This window comes from Prosthecobacter sp. (assembly GCF_044232965.1).
Classification (GTDB): Bacteria; Verrucomicrobiota; Verrucomicrobiia; order Verrucomicrobiales; family Verrucomicrobiaceae; genus Prosthecobacter.
Genome location: NZ_JBIIKX010000047.1, coordinates 32,303 through 48,007, shown reverse-complemented (window position 1 = coordinate 48,007; position 15,705 = coordinate 32,303). Strand labels below are relative to the sequence as shown.

Below are 15,705 nucleotides of genomic sequence, written 5' to 3'. Positions count from 1 at the left end.
AGGGGTCAGCCGTGCTGGGTGCCGGGGTAGCACCACCCGCGGGAGGCGTGGCTGGCGCAGCGGGCGGAGCACCAAACGGGTCGGATCCCATCGCCGGAGCTGCTGGCGCTGCTGGCGCTGCTGGCGCGGCAGCAGGAGCGCCAAACGGGTCGGATCCCATCGCCGGAGCGGCAGGAGCCATGCCTCCTGCGGCAGGAGCACCAAACGGATCACTCGGAGCAGCGGCGGCGGGTGCAGCACCGGCGGCCGCAGGAGCAGCGGCGGCACCAGCAGCCGCAGGCGCGGCGGCCTTGGCAGTTTTTGCGCTCTGTTCAGCGGCGGCGATGACGAGATCCCCCGGACGAATACGCTCACCCTCGGCGAGGCTGCCTTTGATCAGGTCTGCCACACTGGTTTCCTGCTCCACATTGCGCACCTTGAGCTTGGCGACAATTTCCTTGCCACGCTTCACTTCGAGGTCGGCATTGGCGAAGACTCCGCCTCCGTTGCCTTTGTTGAGAACCACAAAGCCCCAGTCTGTGTAGGACTGGGAAACCCTGGCGGTAAAATCATTGTCCACGATGCCACGGCGACCACGAGACTCGCGTTCTTCCGCCTCCTTGGCCGCGTTGGTCAGGCTGGCCACGGTCTGCTGAGCGCTGGCAAAATGCTGATTTTCGTTGGCGACGGCGGCCTCGGCGTCAGCGCGCTCTTTCTTGATGGTTTCGATCTGCTTCAGCAGGCCCTCGATGTCACCTGCTTCGTTGATCTGCTTTTCGAGATCATTCACGATCTTGGTGACCTGGTCGAAATTGGTCTTCACCACAGCCAGCTCCTGCTCCTTGGTCTGCGCCTTGGCGGTAAGGTCAACCACGGCGAGCTTGGTGGTTTCGAGTTCTTTGTTGGCGGTGGCGAGCTGGGTTTCGCGGTTCTTTTTCGCCTCTTCCGCCTGAGTTTTATGCTCCTTGATCTCAGCCAGGTTGGCCGTGGCAAATTTCTCACGGTTGCGCTCCTCGACGAGGGCTTTTTGATTGGCCCAGGCGAAATAGCAAGCGGTGCCGAGGCAAACGGCGGAGAGCGCGGAGAGAATTTTCCAGACCATATGAAGAGGAGCTAATTTGAGAATTAAGAGCGCGATTTTTACCGGATCGCCCGTCTTTCGACAACACCAATTTTCAAGCATTTGTTCCGAGAGGATGGAATCCTGCTTGTGCGGCACGAAGCCAGCGGCTAAATCGGCGGCGTCAGGGGCCGCGGATGTTCAGCTTGCGAACCCCGCCAGGTCCTGACGGAAGCAACGGCAGCCTGCCTGTCCATGTCGCGGTTCCCTGGCACTTTCCCTCAGTCTTCTCATGCCCTCAGCCTGCCAGATCGGCAAAGATTGAGGCTGTAAGCACTCTCAACTCCTCCGAATGGAGCCCTCCAGAGCGCCAGGCGGCGGTCACCGTGATTTTTCCGGCATAATCCGAGAAAAACAGTCCCAAGCCCGGCGGTGAGCTCACACTCGGAATGGTGCAGACATTCTCCACCGCCGCGCCGGCAAAGTCGTTGCGCCCAGGCAAAAACGCCCCGGTGTGGGAGTGAAACAGGCTGCAAATCTGGCCGCGGTTTTGCAGCCGCACCATGGGAATGAACCAGCGCACCGGCATCCGGCAGGCCAGCGCCATCAGCGCCTCCGAGGCCTGCGGCAGCCCTTGCTTGAGCGCGTCCTTGTAGCATTGCTGCACATGGGCGACAGCCGCGTCCAGCGTGTCCAAGGCACTGCTTTGAAGAAACAAAGGCAGCGTCCCCATGTGATTGCCGAAAACCAGATCCCGGCTGCGATTGCGCACCTGGGTGGGCAGATGCAAATGAACCTCCGGGCTGGTCCAACCATGGGATTCATGCAGCCGGCGCAGCGCACGCGTCGCCACCGCCGCATAAAAAGGCATCTGGAAAAACTCGCCACAAAGGCGGCGCAATTTTTCGACCGCCCGGCTGGATTGCTCCGCTGAAAGCTGGATCAGATGAAATTCCGGCTCTCCTCCAGTCTGCGGCATGCCCTGTGACCAGGCGGAAAGACAGCCTGCCCGGGTCATGGCATGCAGGCGGTTCATCAAAGGGCGTGCTCTCTTGTAGAGCAGTGCCGGACTCTCTAGCGGCGGTTCGGGCACTGGTGGCGGGCTGGCATCGCTGGGAGCGGCCAGTTTTTCCAGCAGCAGGTTCACCCCGGTGCCGTCCATGAGCGCGTGCCGCCAGGTAAGCAGCACGAGGTATTTGCCAGTCGTGGTGTCATCAAACACCTCCAGAAACAGCGGTGTCGTGATGGCCTGACCGAAAACAAACCCACGCAGCCGCTCCTGGATGAGCGGCGTCTCATCTGCCTGGCCGGAAAGCACATGCCAGGAGACGGGTGGTGCGCTGACAGGTCCGTCCGTCTCCCAAACCAGCCGCCAGCCGCGCCACTTTCGTCGCAGACGGGCTCCTAGCATCGGATGCCGGGCATGGACCTGCTCCCACGCTCGGTTCAAGGCTGCCGCGTCTGGTTTACCCTCCAGCCACAGCGCCGTCACCGCCCAATGAGTCCCCTGCCCGCTGCGAACCATGAAGGATTCCAGCCCGGCGAGGAAAAAATCGACCGTGGTGGCGGGGAACGTCGGCATCAGGCGGCAAGGCGGCGTTTTTCTCCCAAAAACGAGGCCAGCGCCCCCGCCGTGGCAAAGCGGTCACGCGTCATCTCCGCCGGGCTCACCGACAGGCGGAATCGTTCCTCGATCTGTAGCAGCAGTTGCATCATTGCCATCGAATCGAGACCCAACGTGAAAAGATCCGTGTCCGGCGCGATCGGCTCCTGCGGCTCCAAAATGTGCTCGGAGGTCAGCAGTTCGATCACAGAATCCGGGGTGATGGGCGCTTCTGGCATGAAAGCAGAAAGCCCGCATCCATCGCCGCGTCAAGAACACCCTGCATGCGTATTTTGACCGCAGCCGAAGGTTGCACATCGCCGCGCCGCCGCCACCATGCGCGCCCCATGAACAAGCTGGACGAAATCATCGCCCACAAGCGCGCCGAAGTGCAGCGCCTCCTGCCCCGCGCCGAAAAACTGCGCGCCGCCGCCGCCCTGCGCGACGACGTGCGCTCCTTTTACGACGCCCTGCGCCTCGACCCCACCCGCCTGAGCATCATCGCCGAGGTCAAACGCGCCTCGCCCTCCGCTGGCACCATCGCTGCGGATTTTGACCCGCTCACCATTGCCCGGGGTTATGAAAAAGCCGGAGCCAGCGCCATCTCTGTGCTCACGGACGAAAAATACTTCCAGGGCCGCCTCGAATACCTCACGCTCATCCGCGAGCAGCTCGACATCCCTTGCCTGCGCAAGGATTTCATCATCCACGAGGCGCAAATTTTTGAAGCCGTCGTCGCCGGTGCCGATGCCATCCTGCTCATCGTCGCTGCGCTCGACCAGCCCACGCTGGAGCACCTCCTCGAAGTCGCGCACACCTTCCAGCTCGACGCCCTCGTCGAAGTCCACGACCTGCCAGAGCTCGAACGCGCCCTCGCCACCGAAGCCCGCATCATTGGCGTGAACAACCGCAACTTGAAGAGCTTCACCGTCGATCTCTCCACCACCGAACTGCTTGCCGAGGAAGTGCCGGACGACATCATCCTCGTGGCTGAAAGCGGCATCAAAACGCCCGCCGACGCCATCCGCCTCGCCGATGCCGGTGCTGATTCACTGCTCATCGGCGAAACGCTCATGCGCAGCCAGAACATCCTCGCCGATCTGCCGCAATTCCGCGCGCCCACACCGGAACGGCACGGCGCGTGATCCGAATAAGCCTTGTCAAGCGTGCTCACACTTGGCTTCGGCGGATGCGCGAACTTCTCGGACCAGGATTTGGGCATGGCAGGATTATTTGAGTTTGGCGAGCGCCTCCTCGGCCAGTTTGCGGGCCTTGGGCTGGTTGAACTTCGTGCTCGCAGCGGCGGTTAAATCGGCTTTCGCCTCGGTGGAGTTGCCGAGGACGAGATGAGCTCGGGCACGATTGTAGAGGATGTAGGAATCGTCGGGCGTGAGCGGTTGCGCAGCGTTGTAGGCGTCGAGCGCCTCGTCGGCACGTCCGAGCAGCAGCAGCGCGTCGCCAAGACGATTGAGCGCTTTGGCGGTGAAAGGAGCCTTCTTTGCGTGATCAGGAGGCAGGCAGTCGCGCAGGGCTTCGAGCACGAGTTCGCAGGTGATGGCGGCGGTTTCGACCTGTGGTGATGCCGTGGTGGCGTCTTTGAGATCGTCCTTCACCTGCTCCAGCAAGGTTTCGAGTGATGCCGCCGCGTAATCGCCTGTGCCATTGGCTTTGGCATGTTGCTTGAGAGCCTCCACACATTCTTTCGCTTTGCCTGCGGCGGCCAGTTTGGCGATGTCTTCGAGTGTGACGGGGAAAGAAACTGGTGCAGGCGTCATCGCTGGCGCTGCTGCGGCAAGGCCAGCGAGAAAAATGTCCTCGCCAACGAGGCGTGAGTATTCAGCGGGGATTTGTCCGCCTTCGGAACGCTCCAGCACACCAGCACGGGTGCGTTTGAAGACTTGCTCGATGGTCAGGCCAGGCGTGCGCAGGTGTTTGAGCAGTTCCTCAGTGTAGAGGCCGTTTGCGCCATCGCCGTCGAGCGCGGTCTGCCCGGCGTCAGTGGCGAAGGCAATGAGAGAGCCAGCGGGCGGCTTCATTTCAGCCAATCCGCCCGGACTTGCGGCATCACGCGTGCGACCTGTGCGGGCGACAGCGGTGGTGCGGCAGGCGTCGAGGATGACGAGATTACAGTGCGCGCCGGAGCTCTTCATGTCGGCCACGGCCTGTTCCACATTGAAGAGTTTTGTTTCTGCAAGCATGCGCAGCGTCACGTCATCGGCACCCTCGGGGCTATAGCCGGACTTGATCGGCAGCAGGTAATTCGAACCTGCCACGGAGATGCCGTGACCGGCATAGTAAAACAGGCCGACCTCGGCATCGGCGAGTGTTTTGCGGAACTCCATCACCGCCTTCAGCAATTCGTCGCGGGTCACGTTTTGTTTCTCAAGCACGGCGAACCCAATCTCACGCAAGGTTTTGGCGACGGCTTTGGCATCATTGACCGTGTTGCGCAGCGGACCGATGGCGGCCTCGTATTTCGCGTTCCCGATGACCAGCGCGGTGCGCGGGCTGGTCTTTGGCTGCGCCAGCGCAAAGCACGGTAGCAGGCTAAACAGGAACGGCATGAGCTTCATGGTCGGTAACTTTGGACTGGCTGAACAAAACGAAAGAAGAAAAAGAGTCTGCTGGCAGGTCACTTTTTTCTTTTGCCGACCTTTTCGGCCCGCCATCATCCGCGACGATGAAACGCCTGCCTTTGATTTTTCTGCTCTGCACCGCCAGTTGTGTCTCCACGGACAAAACGGTTGAGGAAGCGCCGCGGCTCATCCCTGGCGATCCTTCAGCGCCTTCCCAAGTCACGCCGGACGAGGCGATGGCGATTGCACAAGGCTACACGAATCATTCCTGGCGGCCGTTTGCGAGAAACATCCTGCATGGGAAGGACAAGGCGGGCATTCTGGTCAACACGCCGGATGTCAGCCATGAGCCGCAGCACGAACGGCGCGGCTGGTGGATTCCGGGTGAGGCGAATCACGGCGTTCCTTACAAGTGGGGTGGTTTTGATGATCCTGCGTCATTTGATGCCGCCATCTCAAATGGCAGCGCCGGCGGCGATGTGTCCTCGCCTGAGAAACGGCGTGCTGACAATGCTGGAGTCAGCCAGCAATCGGCAGGCGTGGACTGCTCAGGATTTGTTTCGCGTTGTTTAAAGCTGCCTCGCGTGCATGACACCTCTCAACTGCCTGCCGTCTGCACCGAGCTGCCAAGCGCTCAGGATTTGCAGCCGGGTGACTTGCTGAACATCCCGCGTCGTCATGTGATTCTCTGCGCCGGATGGTTCGATCCTCAGCACACCTGGATTTACTACTATGAAACCGGCGGAGCACCCGATTACTGGAAGCCCGGCCTCAAACAAGCGCCACTCGATGCACTGCTCGCCCTTGGCTACAAACCGCTGCGCTACAAAGGCATGGCATACGAACCTGTACCCAGCGGCAAACAGCCGAAAGAGGTGCTGACGCGTGCGGTCAAAGCTAGTGCGGCAGTCGTGCCGCATCCGACGATTGGTGAGCCGTGACCTCTATTCCGCCCAGGCCTCGCGGATGAGGCGGAAGAAGTTGCCGTGCATGATGTTGGCGATGTCCTCGTCTTTGTAGCCGCGTTTGGCGAGCATGGCGGGGATGCGGGCGAGGTCGGCGATGGTGTCGAGATCTTCGGGCGTCTGCTCGGTGCCGTAGCCGCCGTCGAGATCGGTGCCGATGCCAGAATGCAACGCGTTGCCAGCGAGTTGGCATACGTGGTCGATGTGGTCACAGATGACTTCGAGTTTGAGACCGACTTCTTGAGGGGTGGTTTTGCCGCGAGTCCATCCCGGGATCATCATCCAGGCGTCGAGGGCAGCGCCCATGACACCACCGCGTTCGATGAGGGCTTTGATTTGATCGTCGGAGAACTGACGCGGATCGGGCACAAGGGCGCGGCAGTTGCTGTGGCTGGCCCAGACGGTGCCGTGGTGGATGTCGAGCGCCTGCCAGAAGCATTCGTCGCTGAGATGCGTGACATCGAGGATCATGCCGAGGCGGTCCATTTCTTGAATGAGTTCTTTGCCGCCGGGACGCAGCGGGCCGACCTGGTCGTGGCCGAGGGCATAGCGACAAACGCCGTAGTGCGCGGGGCCCATGGCGCGGAGTCCCTGCGCCCAGGCGTCTTCAAGATGGCCGACGGTGCGGATGGAGTCGGCACCTTCGAGGCTGAGGATGTAACCGATGGCCTTGGTGTCGTCGGGAATGCTCTCGTCGTTCCAAAGCGCGATCATCTCATCGAATTCGCGCAGGTTGGTGATCTGGCGGAGCTGCCCGTCCTCTTCCATGGCACGATACCAGGAGAGCTGGCCCTGGGTTTCGGCCCAGGCTTGCTCAGGAGACATCCAATTCGCAATCGGAGAAACTCCAGGCATGCAACCGGCGAGTTGGGTGGCGACGCAAAGGCCGACCTTGCCACGGCGCATGTCGGGGAAGGCGGTGGTGCCTGCGGCACGGCCTTTGCCAGTCATGCCGGCCTCACGACGACGAATCTCGTGAACGGGGAGGCGGAGGTCGCGATTGAAGCCGCCGAGGGCGTTGAGACTAAGGTCGAGGTGGGCGTCGAAGGTAAGCATGAGCGTGATATGACGAATGGAAGCGTCACTCTACGCAGAACCGGCGGCGCGTCATTCAAAGCGATAGCCCGCGCCGTGAACAGTGCGGATGATGCGCGGTTGAGAAGGGTCTTTTTCGACACGTTTGCGAAGCTGGGAGATATGCTGGTCGAGGGCGCGGCTTTCAGGGAAGAAATCGACGCCCCAGACCTCGTCGGCGAGGGTGTTGCGGTTGATGACCTTGCCACGGCGGTCGTGCAGGAGACGCAGGAGCTTCACATCCCGCGGGCTGAGCTGGATTTCCTGCTTGTCCCGGTAGGCGCGCAGCTCGGCGGGGACGATGCGCAGATCATCCATGGTGAAGGTCTCGTCCTCCGCCTTTGCTCCAGCACCGCTACGCATGGCGGTGCGGCGCAGGATGGCGCGGATGCGGGCGATGATTTCCTTCACGCCGAAAGGCTTGGTCATGTAGTCGTCGGCACCGAGCTCGAGGCCGAGCACCGTGTCGATCTCCTCCGCTTTCGCGGTGAGGAAAAGAATGGGCACTTTTTCGTCATGCTTGCGGATTTGGCGGCAGACCTCGTAGCCGTTGAGGCCGGGCATCATGACGTCAAGGCAGACAAAGTCCGGGCTTTCAGCGCGGAAAAAGTCCACCGCCTGCAAGCCGTCGCTGGCGGCGATGACCTCGTGGCCTTCCATGGTGAGCACCTCGCGCAAAGCATCGCGTGTGTGGTCGTCGTCTTCGGCAATGAGTATCTTGGTCATGGCTTGTTAGGTAGGGTGAGGATGAAACGCGCGCCGTCGCGATACTGCGGGCAGACCGTGAGTGAGCCGCCGTGCAATTGTGCCAGTTCGCGGGAGATGGTCAATCCAATGCCTGTGCCGCTCACACCTTCTGCAAGATCGGAGCGCAGGCGCTCGAAAGGCTCGAACACCGCGCGGCGCTTGCCCGCAGGGATGCCGGGCCCACGGTCTTCGACGATGACGCGGGTGTGACGCTCGTCATGCTCGGTGCGGATGCCGATCCATTTGCCGACGTTGGCGTATTTATCCACGTTGGAGATAAGATTGCCGAGGATCTGCTCGATGGCGTCAGCATCCGCCTGGAGAGTGGCGGGGCCGCTGAGGGACGAGGTGATCTCGAAGCCCTTGGTCTCCAACAGCGGCTTCCAGAACTCAATGGTGCGGCCGACCAGTTCGTCGAGCACGAGGGGCCGGGGCTGAATGGTGAGCTTGTCGCGCTGCTGGCGGGCGTAATTGAGGACGTTTTGGATCAAGCGATCCAAACGAGAGGTCTCCGCCTCGACAACCCCGAGCTGGCGCTTCGCGATGACATCTCCCTGCGACTCGGCACGATGGGCGGCCATCTCGGCATAGAGGCGGATGTTCGTGAGCGGTGTTTTGAGCTCGTGGGAAATTTGATTGACGAAGGTAACCCGCTGCTGCGCCACGCGGATCTCCCGGGCGCTCTCATGGAAGTACAACCAGCCCACCACAAACACCAGGATGATGCCGGAGCCGACTCCGAGCACGATGGGGAAGAGGTAGGGTTTGGGAAATTCCTCGTTGGCGGGCGTGTAGGCCAGCTCCCACTGTGAAAGCGGCTCCGAACAGGCGCGGTGGGCCGCAGGCAGTTGCTCAGAACCGGCAAGGCGCTTGCCCCATTCGTGAAGCGGGATTCCCCTCACCGTGGTGAGCATCATGCGCCCTGGCGGCGCGGCCAGGCCGGGCTGCGGCTGCCTTTGAAACAGCGCCTTCATCAGCGCCTGCGGGTTCAGCAGGGCACAACTGAGTCCGCCGTCGGCAAAACGATGCCAGTAGATGAAAGTCGAGTCCCCCACATGCCAGCCGCTCCAGGACTGCACGGCTTCAGCCTCCGGTCTGTCATCAATGTGGTAGCCGAAAATCTTCAAATAAGTGATCCAGGCCGTGGAACGCGGCAGCAGAGGGGCGGACGTACCCAGGGTGCTGAAGCGCTGAAAAGGAGGCCCGCCCTCATCAAGGATGGAAGTCATTTGTCCCGGTTCGGGCTGGCGCGTGGCCTCGCTGATGGCCGCTATCCTCTCTGCGGCATTGAATGACTGGCCCGGCTGGTAGGTGGCTTTCCCGACGAAATCCTCCACCGCAGCCCCCGGCCCCGCCATCGCCCATGTTTTGGCGATCCACGGATGCGTGGCCAGCCGCTCAGACATCAGCCGGGCGGAGCCAATGCTGCGGTCTCCCCAGTCGTCGAGGCGGTCGGTCAACTGCCGCATATCATGCAACAGATGGTTGTCAGCGGAGCTGAGGCGTTCGGCTAACACCGCCTGCATGGAGGCATCCGTACGCTTTTCCGCGTCACGGATCAGATAGGTTCCCAGCCAGGCCAGCAGAGCCAGCGGGAGAATCACCAAGATGATGAAGAGGATTGTGGAGCGGCGTTGGAGCATGTGGCAGGCACATAGTTTAGCCTCGCCATCTATTCGTTCATCTAAAATTTATAAAATCCATAAAATGAACCGGGGCGGACTTTATGGGTCCGCCCCGGTGATTCATATGCGTTTCCAACAGCCAGAAGGATAACAACACTTCGAGAAAAGGGTGATCTGAAGACCGGTGATTGCTGCCACCTGCCGTTGATCTGTAGGCATGATGCCACGTTCTAAAAGCAATGCGTCAGACGCTTGTGAGCAGGTTGTAAGGAGAATGTAAGGCGCGATTAATTCCGCACCGACATCCAAATCCAGCGAAACGGCCAGGTGATGACGAAAATGACCGAGCCGATCAGAGCGGCGACCAGATTCATCGGAAACAAGAACACCTTCAGGAGAGGATTCAGGATTTTCTGCATCGGTTCAAACCGGGACCAAGCAATGGTTGTGGCGGTGATGACGATGATGCCCGCGAATTTCAGGATCTTTACCTTCAGCGGCCCCATGGCCTCGAAATAATCATGGAAATGCAGCTCTGAGAGCAGCAACAGCCCGACGTAGCCGATCAGGATGAACGCCGTGTGCTCCAGCACTGGATACTTGGCGATCATCTTGATCGCCACACCCGCCACCAGTCGCAAAGCGATGATACCAATGGTCACGCCTACATAGACCGGCCAGAGATCCTTGGGGCTAAGGGCGATCGCCGCCACCACATTGTCCACGCTCAGGCTCAGATCCATGAGCGAGATCATGGCAATGGTGCTGGCGAAGGTGCGATGATGCACGTTGACCACCTCGCCCTCGTCCTCGGCGACGTCTTTCTGCCCGGCAAAGTGCGCGCACATCAGCCACACGAGGTAGAGGGCGCCAATCAGCATCACCCAGTGATTGTTGATGATCCATGAGGCAAAGAGCAGCGCCACAAGACGGAAACCGTAAGCGCCGATGTAGCCGATGTTCATCGCCTTCGCGCGCTGCTTGTCATCCAGATGAGAGGCCATGGCGGCGATCGCCAGGGCGTTGTCCACAGACAGCAGCCCCTCGATCAAGACGAGTCCTAGAATGACAGGCAGGGCTTGTACAAAAGCGGCCCAGAGTTCAGGCAGTGAGGTGGCGAGGAGTTCGGCAGGCATCGGGCGCGCATGATGGAGGAGAGGACCATGCTTTCCAGTACCATTTGGGCCTGGAATCAAATCACCCCGTCCCAAGACATGGAACGGGGTGATTGGGAACCTTGGAGAGGAGAAACTTACGAGTATGAGGACTCCACGCGCTTCGCCACGTCCTTGTAGCCGTAGTCCGCATTGTAGATTTCCTTGAGAGCGTCGAGGCTCGCGGACTTGTCGCCCATTTTCTCCAGCACGTTGGCCAGCTCGTAGAGCACCTCTTTTTTGATGGCGTCCATCACCACGAGCTCCTTGGAAGCCTCCATCAGAGAGGTCTTGGCCAGGTCGTTCATGTTTTTGCGCTCAAAACAGCGGCCCAGAAGCAAAATGGCCTTGATCCGCATGTTCGGGTTCGACTTCGCCTGCTGAAGCTCAGGAATCGCCTCCGTGTACATTCCGGCGTTGAAGTAGGCCTGGCCCAGTTCGTAGCGCAGCGTTTTGTCCGTCGGATTGCGATCCACGCGGCCTTTGGCCTCGTTGATGACCACGCTGGCGCGCTGACGGCGGATTTCCATCACCTGGGCGCGTTTTTCCTCAATATCGGGAGCCCCTGGGTTCGCCTCGATTTCACGCTCGAAGTCTTCGATCTGCTGGTCCTGCACCTTGTCACGGATGATTTCCACCTTGCGCTGCAAGGCCACGTCGCCTGGATTCAAGGTGAGGGCGTAGTCATAAAACATCAGCGCGTTTTCAATCTGGCCGAGCTTCTCATAGAGATCGGACATGCGCTTGACGATCATGATGTTCGTCTGGTCGGCGTTGTACTGCTCGATGGTTTCAGCCAGGAACTGTTCCATCTGCTCCTGGGTCATGCCCTGGCGGCTGAGCATTTCCAGCTTCGCGGCTTCGCCGCCGTCCTTCATCGCGTTGCGGAAATTGTCACTGCCCCAGCCCTGGCGCAGTATGGAGGTGCGGGCGGCGGCGTCTTTTTCGCCCTTCATGGCCTCCATGTCACGCGGATTCGCCTTGACGATGAGACGGTACACCTCGCTGGCCAGCTCTGGCTGCTCATGCGTCATGTAATGCTGCGCCAGCTTGTGCATGTGCTTCGTGTTGTCCGGGTGGCCGGCGCGGATGGTCTCCAGCGCAAAGGCCGCCAGCTCCGGGAAGTGCATCTTCATCGCGATCTCATAGAGCTGCTCGTTCGCGTTGAGATTGAAGGGATCTTTGCGGAAGACATTCTCTTCCATATCGGCAATCGCCTCGGCCGGATCTTTCTTCGAGCTGGGCTTGAAGCCGCCGAGGCCAAAGCTGAACTTCTTGCCGCCGCTGCCACCGCTGGCCTCGCTCTCCGCGCTGCGCAGCAGCTTGCGGCCGTCAATGAAGCCGACATTGGCCGTTACGATGGGCAGCAACTGGTCGATCACATACTCCCAATTTTTCCGCTCGGCGGAGATCAACGCTTTTTTCCAGAGGGCTTGGTGCCTGGGGTCGAGTTCGGCTTCCTTGACGATCATAATCCTTGGGGGCTTTGACTGGGGGGGTTGGTAAGGTGAGAGAGTGGTGGTCACTTTTTCCCGCCGCCAAACCAGGCGGCGATCGCATGCAGTTCCTCGCTTGTGCCCTCGGTCAGCCCCTTCACGCTGAAACCGTGCTCAAAGAGCACCATCCAGAAGAAGGTGGCGGTGATGAAGGCCAGGGTCCAGAGGACTTTGGAAAGGAAATTCATGCGGGAATTACGTCACTCTATGAAGAAAAGGCGGGAATCGTCCAGCACGGAGTTGCACACAGGGCAAAACCTTGCCCGGTCATTCCTTTTCAAATAACAATCGCAGGCTGTTCAGGCACACCACCACCGTGCTTCCCTCGTGCGTCAAAACGCCCAAAGTCAGCGGCACGAGGCCAAACAGCGACGCCACCGCCATCACGATCACACTACCGAGCGAGATGATCAGGTTCTGCTGGATGATGCGCCGGGCATGCTGACTGATCCGTCGGGCCGAGAGCAGTTTTTCGATCTTGTCCTGCATCAGCACCACATCGCTCTGCTCCAGCGCCGCATCGCTGCCGCGCGCACCCATCGCCACGGAGACGTAGGCGGCGGCCAGGCTTGGCGCGTCATTCACACCATCGCCGATCATGGCAACTTTGTGCCCTGCCTGGGTCAGTTCACGAATGACGGCCACCTTGTCCTCGGGGTGCAAACCAGCCCGCACCTCGGCGATGCCGAGTTTTTCGCCCACTTCGACGGCCGCCGCACGGCGGTCGCCCGTCAGCATGATCGTGCGCACGCCCTCCGCCGCGAGTTTCTCCAAAACGCCCCGGCTTCCCGCGCGAATCTCGTCTTTGAGCAGCACGCGCCCCACGATCTGCTCGTGCAGCACCCACACCTCGCTAAAACCCATCGGCGCGTCCGGCACGCCCGCCAGCACGTCGCCCAACGCGCTATCTTTGACGAGTTCCCGTCGCCCCACATAGCTCAGGCCGCCCTCGGTGCGCCCACGCAATCCCTGTCCGGAAATGGATTGAAACTCGGCCAGCTTTTCCGCCACAATGCCCTGCGCCTGCCCATGCTGCGTGATGGCCCGCGCGATGGGATGATTCGAATTCGACTCCAAACTCACCGCGATGCGCAGCACGTCGTTTTCGCGCCCGGGAGGGAAGCTTTCGATCTTCGTCACCTTCAATTCGCCCTCGGTGAGCGTACCTGTCTTGTCCATGGCGATGACATCGACTTCGGCCAACTTTTCGATCGCCGCGCCACCCCGGAACAGTACACCTCGCCGAGCTCCCCAAGCAATCGCGGCCAGAATCGCCGATGGAATCGACAAAACGAGCGCACAGGGGCTCATGACCACCAGCAGCGTCATCGCCCGATAAAACGACGACTTCGACACGGCCGTGTTCTCAAACGGTGGAATCCCAAAGCCCAGCCACCACACGAAAAACATCAGCGCCACGACGCCGAGCGTGAGAATCGTGTAGCGCGTGCCAAACCGGTCGGTGAAGCGCTGGCTCGGTGCCCGCAGATGCTGCGCTGTTTGGATCAGCGTGATGATTTTCGCCAGTGCGCTCTGCGTTGCAGGCCGGTCCACCCGCACCTGCACCAGGCCCCACTGGTTCAAGGTGCCGCCATAGATCGGAGCGCCTTTTTCCTTGGTGATCGGCACGGCCTCGCCCGTTAGCGTGGATTCATCCGCTGCCGTCGATCCCGAAATCACCGTGCCATCGACAGGAAACAGCTCATCAGGCTTCACCACGATCACATCGCCAACTCGCAGACCGCTCACGCCGCGGTCTTCCGTCGTTCCGTCTGGCAGCAGCACATGCGCGAGCTTGGGGGCTGATTTCGTCAGCGCGTTGATCTCCTTGTGCGTGCGATACATCACAAAGTGCTCCAGCGCCCCCGAAGTGGAGAACAGAAACAGCAGCAGTGCTCCTTCCTCCCATGCGCCAATCGCCACCGCGCCCGTCGCGACCGCCAGCATCAAAAAATGCACATCCAGCCGTTTTTCGAGCAGATTTGCCCACGCGTCCTTCGCCGCGTCCCAGCCTCCCGCGATCAGCGAGATCGCAAACAAGGCCGGTTGGTCAAACACATAGCCCGCCACCAGCGCCACACCGCAAATCGCCGCCTGCCAGGCCAGTGTGCGCCACTCGTCATCGCTCTCCTGCTCCATCTCATCCGGCTCCGGCCAGGCGAAATCACGCCACTTCCAAAACTTCGGCGCCGTGGGGCAGGTCGGCTTTTCCAAAACGAGCGCGCCGTCTTTCTGCTGCACGTCCAGCATGCCCGAGTGTGCCGGAACAGTCTCCGTCTTCTGCAACCACCGCGCGTCCACCGCCCGCAGTACCTCGGTGAGCTTTGCTTGCAGCAGTTCGCCATCCACCTTGCCCATAGTCGCCATCTCGACGCGCTTTGACTCGGGATTCAGCCGGATCGCCTCAATGGAAGGCTCCTCCAGCAAAAAATCCGCCAGCGCTTCCATCCAGGTGGATGAATCTGGCGGTGTCGGGGTGGAATTCGGCATCAGGTGCTTTACGAGCCAGCAAGAGGCGTGACAACCTGATCTTCATCGCACATGATCTGCGCATGATTCGCAGTCTCATCGCCGGAATGCTTCGTGTGTTCTCAGGATCAGTCGCCCGCTGGCATGGCTGCGCCCCGGAGCCGGTGCAGCGGGTCTATTTTGCCAACCACACCAGCAATCTCGACGGCCCCGTGCTCTGGGCCTCGTTGCCAGCGCCCGTCCGTGAGCTCACCCGGCTCATCGGTGCCAAGGATTACTGGACGGTGGGCCGCGTGCGTCCCTTCCTCGCCTTTCGCGTCTTCAACGCCGTGCTCATCGAGCGCAAAAAGCCCACGCCCGAGTGCAATCCGCTCGATGACATGATCAACGCCCTCGGCGACCGCCACTCGCTCATCCTCTTTCCCGAAGGCAGCCGCCACAACCAGCCCGAGCCGCAACCCTTCAAGCCAGGCCTCTTCCATCTGGCTAAAAAACGCCCCGACGTGCAGTTTGTCCCCGTCTGGATGGAAAACCTCAACCGCATCCTCCCCAAAGGAGAAGTCCTCCCCGTCCCCGTCCTCGGCAGCGTCACCTTCGGCGAGCCGATCCGCCTAAATGAAGGCGAAGCGAAGCCTGACTTCCTCGTGCGAGCGCGTGAGGCGGTGCTGGCGCTGAGGCAGGCGTGAGAAGAAATCAGACAAACAAAAGCAAGCATGCTAGCCTTCAGCCATGAGTGAGTTCCAAGACCGCATCACCATCAACTCTGCCCAGTGCGGCGGCAGGCCGTGTATCCGTGGCATGCGCATCCGCGTGAAGGATGTGCTCGATCTGCTGGCGGCGCGTGTTCCTGAAAGCGAAATCCTCGAAGACTATCCCTATCTGGAGCCAGAGGACATTCAGGCCTGCCTCGATTTTGCCGCCGCTGAGTCGGATCATCCGATTCTTGCCACCGCGTGA

General features: G+C 60.7%; 14 protein-coding genes, 1 other RNA gene and 1 pseudogene. 5 read left to right on the top strand and 11 right to left on the bottom strand.

Annotated features, from left to right (window positions below; genetic code table 11):
* A pseudogene (locus ACILSI_RS17955) lies at positions 1-1,081 on the bottom strand (hypothetical protein); the annotation flags it as partial.
* A gap of 140 nt (positions 1,082-1,221) precedes the next feature.
* Between ACILSI_RS17955 and ffs the strand changes: the two are divergent.
* An RNA gene (gene ffs / locus ACILSI_RS17950) (signal recognition particle sRNA small type) lies at positions 1,222-1,316 on the top strand.
* Between the two features lie 21 nt (positions 1,317-1,337).
* Here the strand turns inward: ffs and ACILSI_RS17945 are convergent.
* Entirely contained in the window at positions 1,338-2,621 is a 1,284-nt protein-coding gene (locus ACILSI_RS17945; protein WP_395723283.1) for a hypothetical protein, read from the bottom strand.
* A complete protein-coding gene (locus ACILSI_RS17940; protein ID WP_395723282.1) occupies positions 2,621-2,881 on the bottom strand; it encodes a phosphopantetheine-binding protein in 261 nt (86 codons plus the stop codon). The genes ACILSI_RS17945 and ACILSI_RS17940 overlap by 1 nt, the downstream gene beginning before the upstream one ends.
* 108 nt (positions 2,882-2,989) lie before the next feature.
* Between ACILSI_RS17940 and trpC the strand changes: the two genes are divergently transcribed.
* Positions 2,990-3,787, top strand: a complete 798-nt coding sequence (gene trpC, locus ACILSI_RS17935) for an indole-3-glycerol phosphate synthase TrpC (protein WP_395723281.1) — start codon at positions 2,990-2,992, stop codon at positions 3,785-3,787.
* An 84-nt stretch (positions 3,788-3,871) separates the two neighbouring features.
* On the opposite strand, the gene ACILSI_RS17930 is transcribed toward trpC, so the two are convergent.
* Positions 3,872-5,206 (bottom strand): caspase family protein, encoded by a 1,335-nt coding sequence (locus tag ACILSI_RS17930; protein WP_395723280.1) that lies wholly within the window; start codon positions 5,204-5,206, stop codon positions 3,872-3,874.
* A gap of 116 nt (positions 5,207-5,322) precedes the next feature.
* Here ACILSI_RS17930 and ACILSI_RS17925 point away from each other — a divergent pair, with 116 nt between their 5' ends.
* Positions 5,323-6,159 carry a hypothetical protein gene (locus tag ACILSI_RS17925; protein WP_395723279.1) on the top strand — a complete coding sequence of 279 codons (837 nt, stop codon included), beginning with the start codon at positions 5,323-5,325 and terminating at the stop codon, positions 6,157-6,159.
* A 3-nt stretch (positions 6,160-6,162) separates the two neighbouring features.
* Here ACILSI_RS17925 and ACILSI_RS17920 read toward each other — a convergent pair whose 3' ends face one another.
* The 7 genes from ACILSI_RS17920 to ACILSI_RS17890 form a co-directional block, all read right to left on the bottom strand.
* Positions 6,163-7,239 (bottom strand): dipeptidase, encoded by a 1,077-nt coding sequence (locus tag ACILSI_RS17920; RefSeq protein WP_395723278.1) that lies wholly within the window; start codon positions 7,237-7,239, stop codon positions 6,163-6,165.
* Between the two features lie 51 nt (positions 7,240-7,290).
* Complete coding sequence (locus ACILSI_RS17915) at positions 7,291-7,983, bottom strand: response regulator transcription factor (protein ID WP_395723277.1); 693 nt, start codon at positions 7,981-7,983, stop codon at positions 7,291-7,293.
* On the bottom strand, positions 7,980-9,647 hold the full coding sequence (locus ACILSI_RS17910) for a sensor histidine kinase (RefSeq protein ID WP_395723276.1): 1,668 nt from the start codon (positions 9,645-9,647) through the stop codon (positions 7,980-7,982). Before ACILSI_RS17910 ends, ACILSI_RS17915 begins: the two co-directional genes overlap by 4 nt.
* A gap of 269 nt (positions 9,648-9,916) precedes the next feature.
* Positions 9,917-10,765 carry a TerC family protein gene (locus ACILSI_RS17905; protein ID WP_395723275.1) on the bottom strand — a complete coding sequence of 283 codons (849 nt, stop codon included), beginning with the start codon at positions 10,763-10,765 and terminating at the stop codon, positions 9,917-9,919.
* A gap of 116 nt (positions 10,766-10,881) precedes the next feature.
* The gene (locus ACILSI_RS17900; protein WP_395723274.1) at positions 10,882-12,255 is read right to left on the bottom strand and encodes a tetratricopeptide repeat protein; all 1,374 of its coding nucleotides are present in this window, start codon (positions 12,253-12,255) and stop codon (positions 10,882-10,884) included.
* A gap of 50 nt (positions 12,256-12,305) precedes the next feature.
* Positions 12,306-12,467, bottom strand: coding sequence for a hypothetical protein (locus ACILSI_RS17895; protein WP_395723273.1), 162 nt, complete (start codon positions 12,465-12,467; stop codon positions 12,306-12,308).
* Between the two features lie 79 nt (positions 12,468-12,546).
* On the bottom strand, positions 12,547-14,769 hold the full coding sequence (locus ACILSI_RS17890) for a heavy metal translocating P-type ATPase (protein ID WP_395723272.1): 2,223 nt from the start codon (positions 14,767-14,769) through the stop codon (positions 12,547-12,549).
* Positions 14,770-14,831: 62 nt separating this feature from the next.
* Between ACILSI_RS17890 and ACILSI_RS17885 the strand changes: the two genes are divergently transcribed.
* Complete coding sequence (locus tag ACILSI_RS17885) at positions 14,832-15,434, top strand: lysophospholipid acyltransferase family protein (RefSeq protein WP_395723271.1); 603 nt, start codon at positions 14,832-14,834, stop codon at positions 15,432-15,434.
* Between the two features lie 43 nt (positions 15,435-15,477).
* Positions 15,478-15,705, top strand: a complete 228-nt coding sequence (locus ACILSI_RS17880) for a DUF433 domain-containing protein (RefSeq protein WP_395723270.1) — start codon at positions 15,478-15,480, stop codon at positions 15,703-15,705.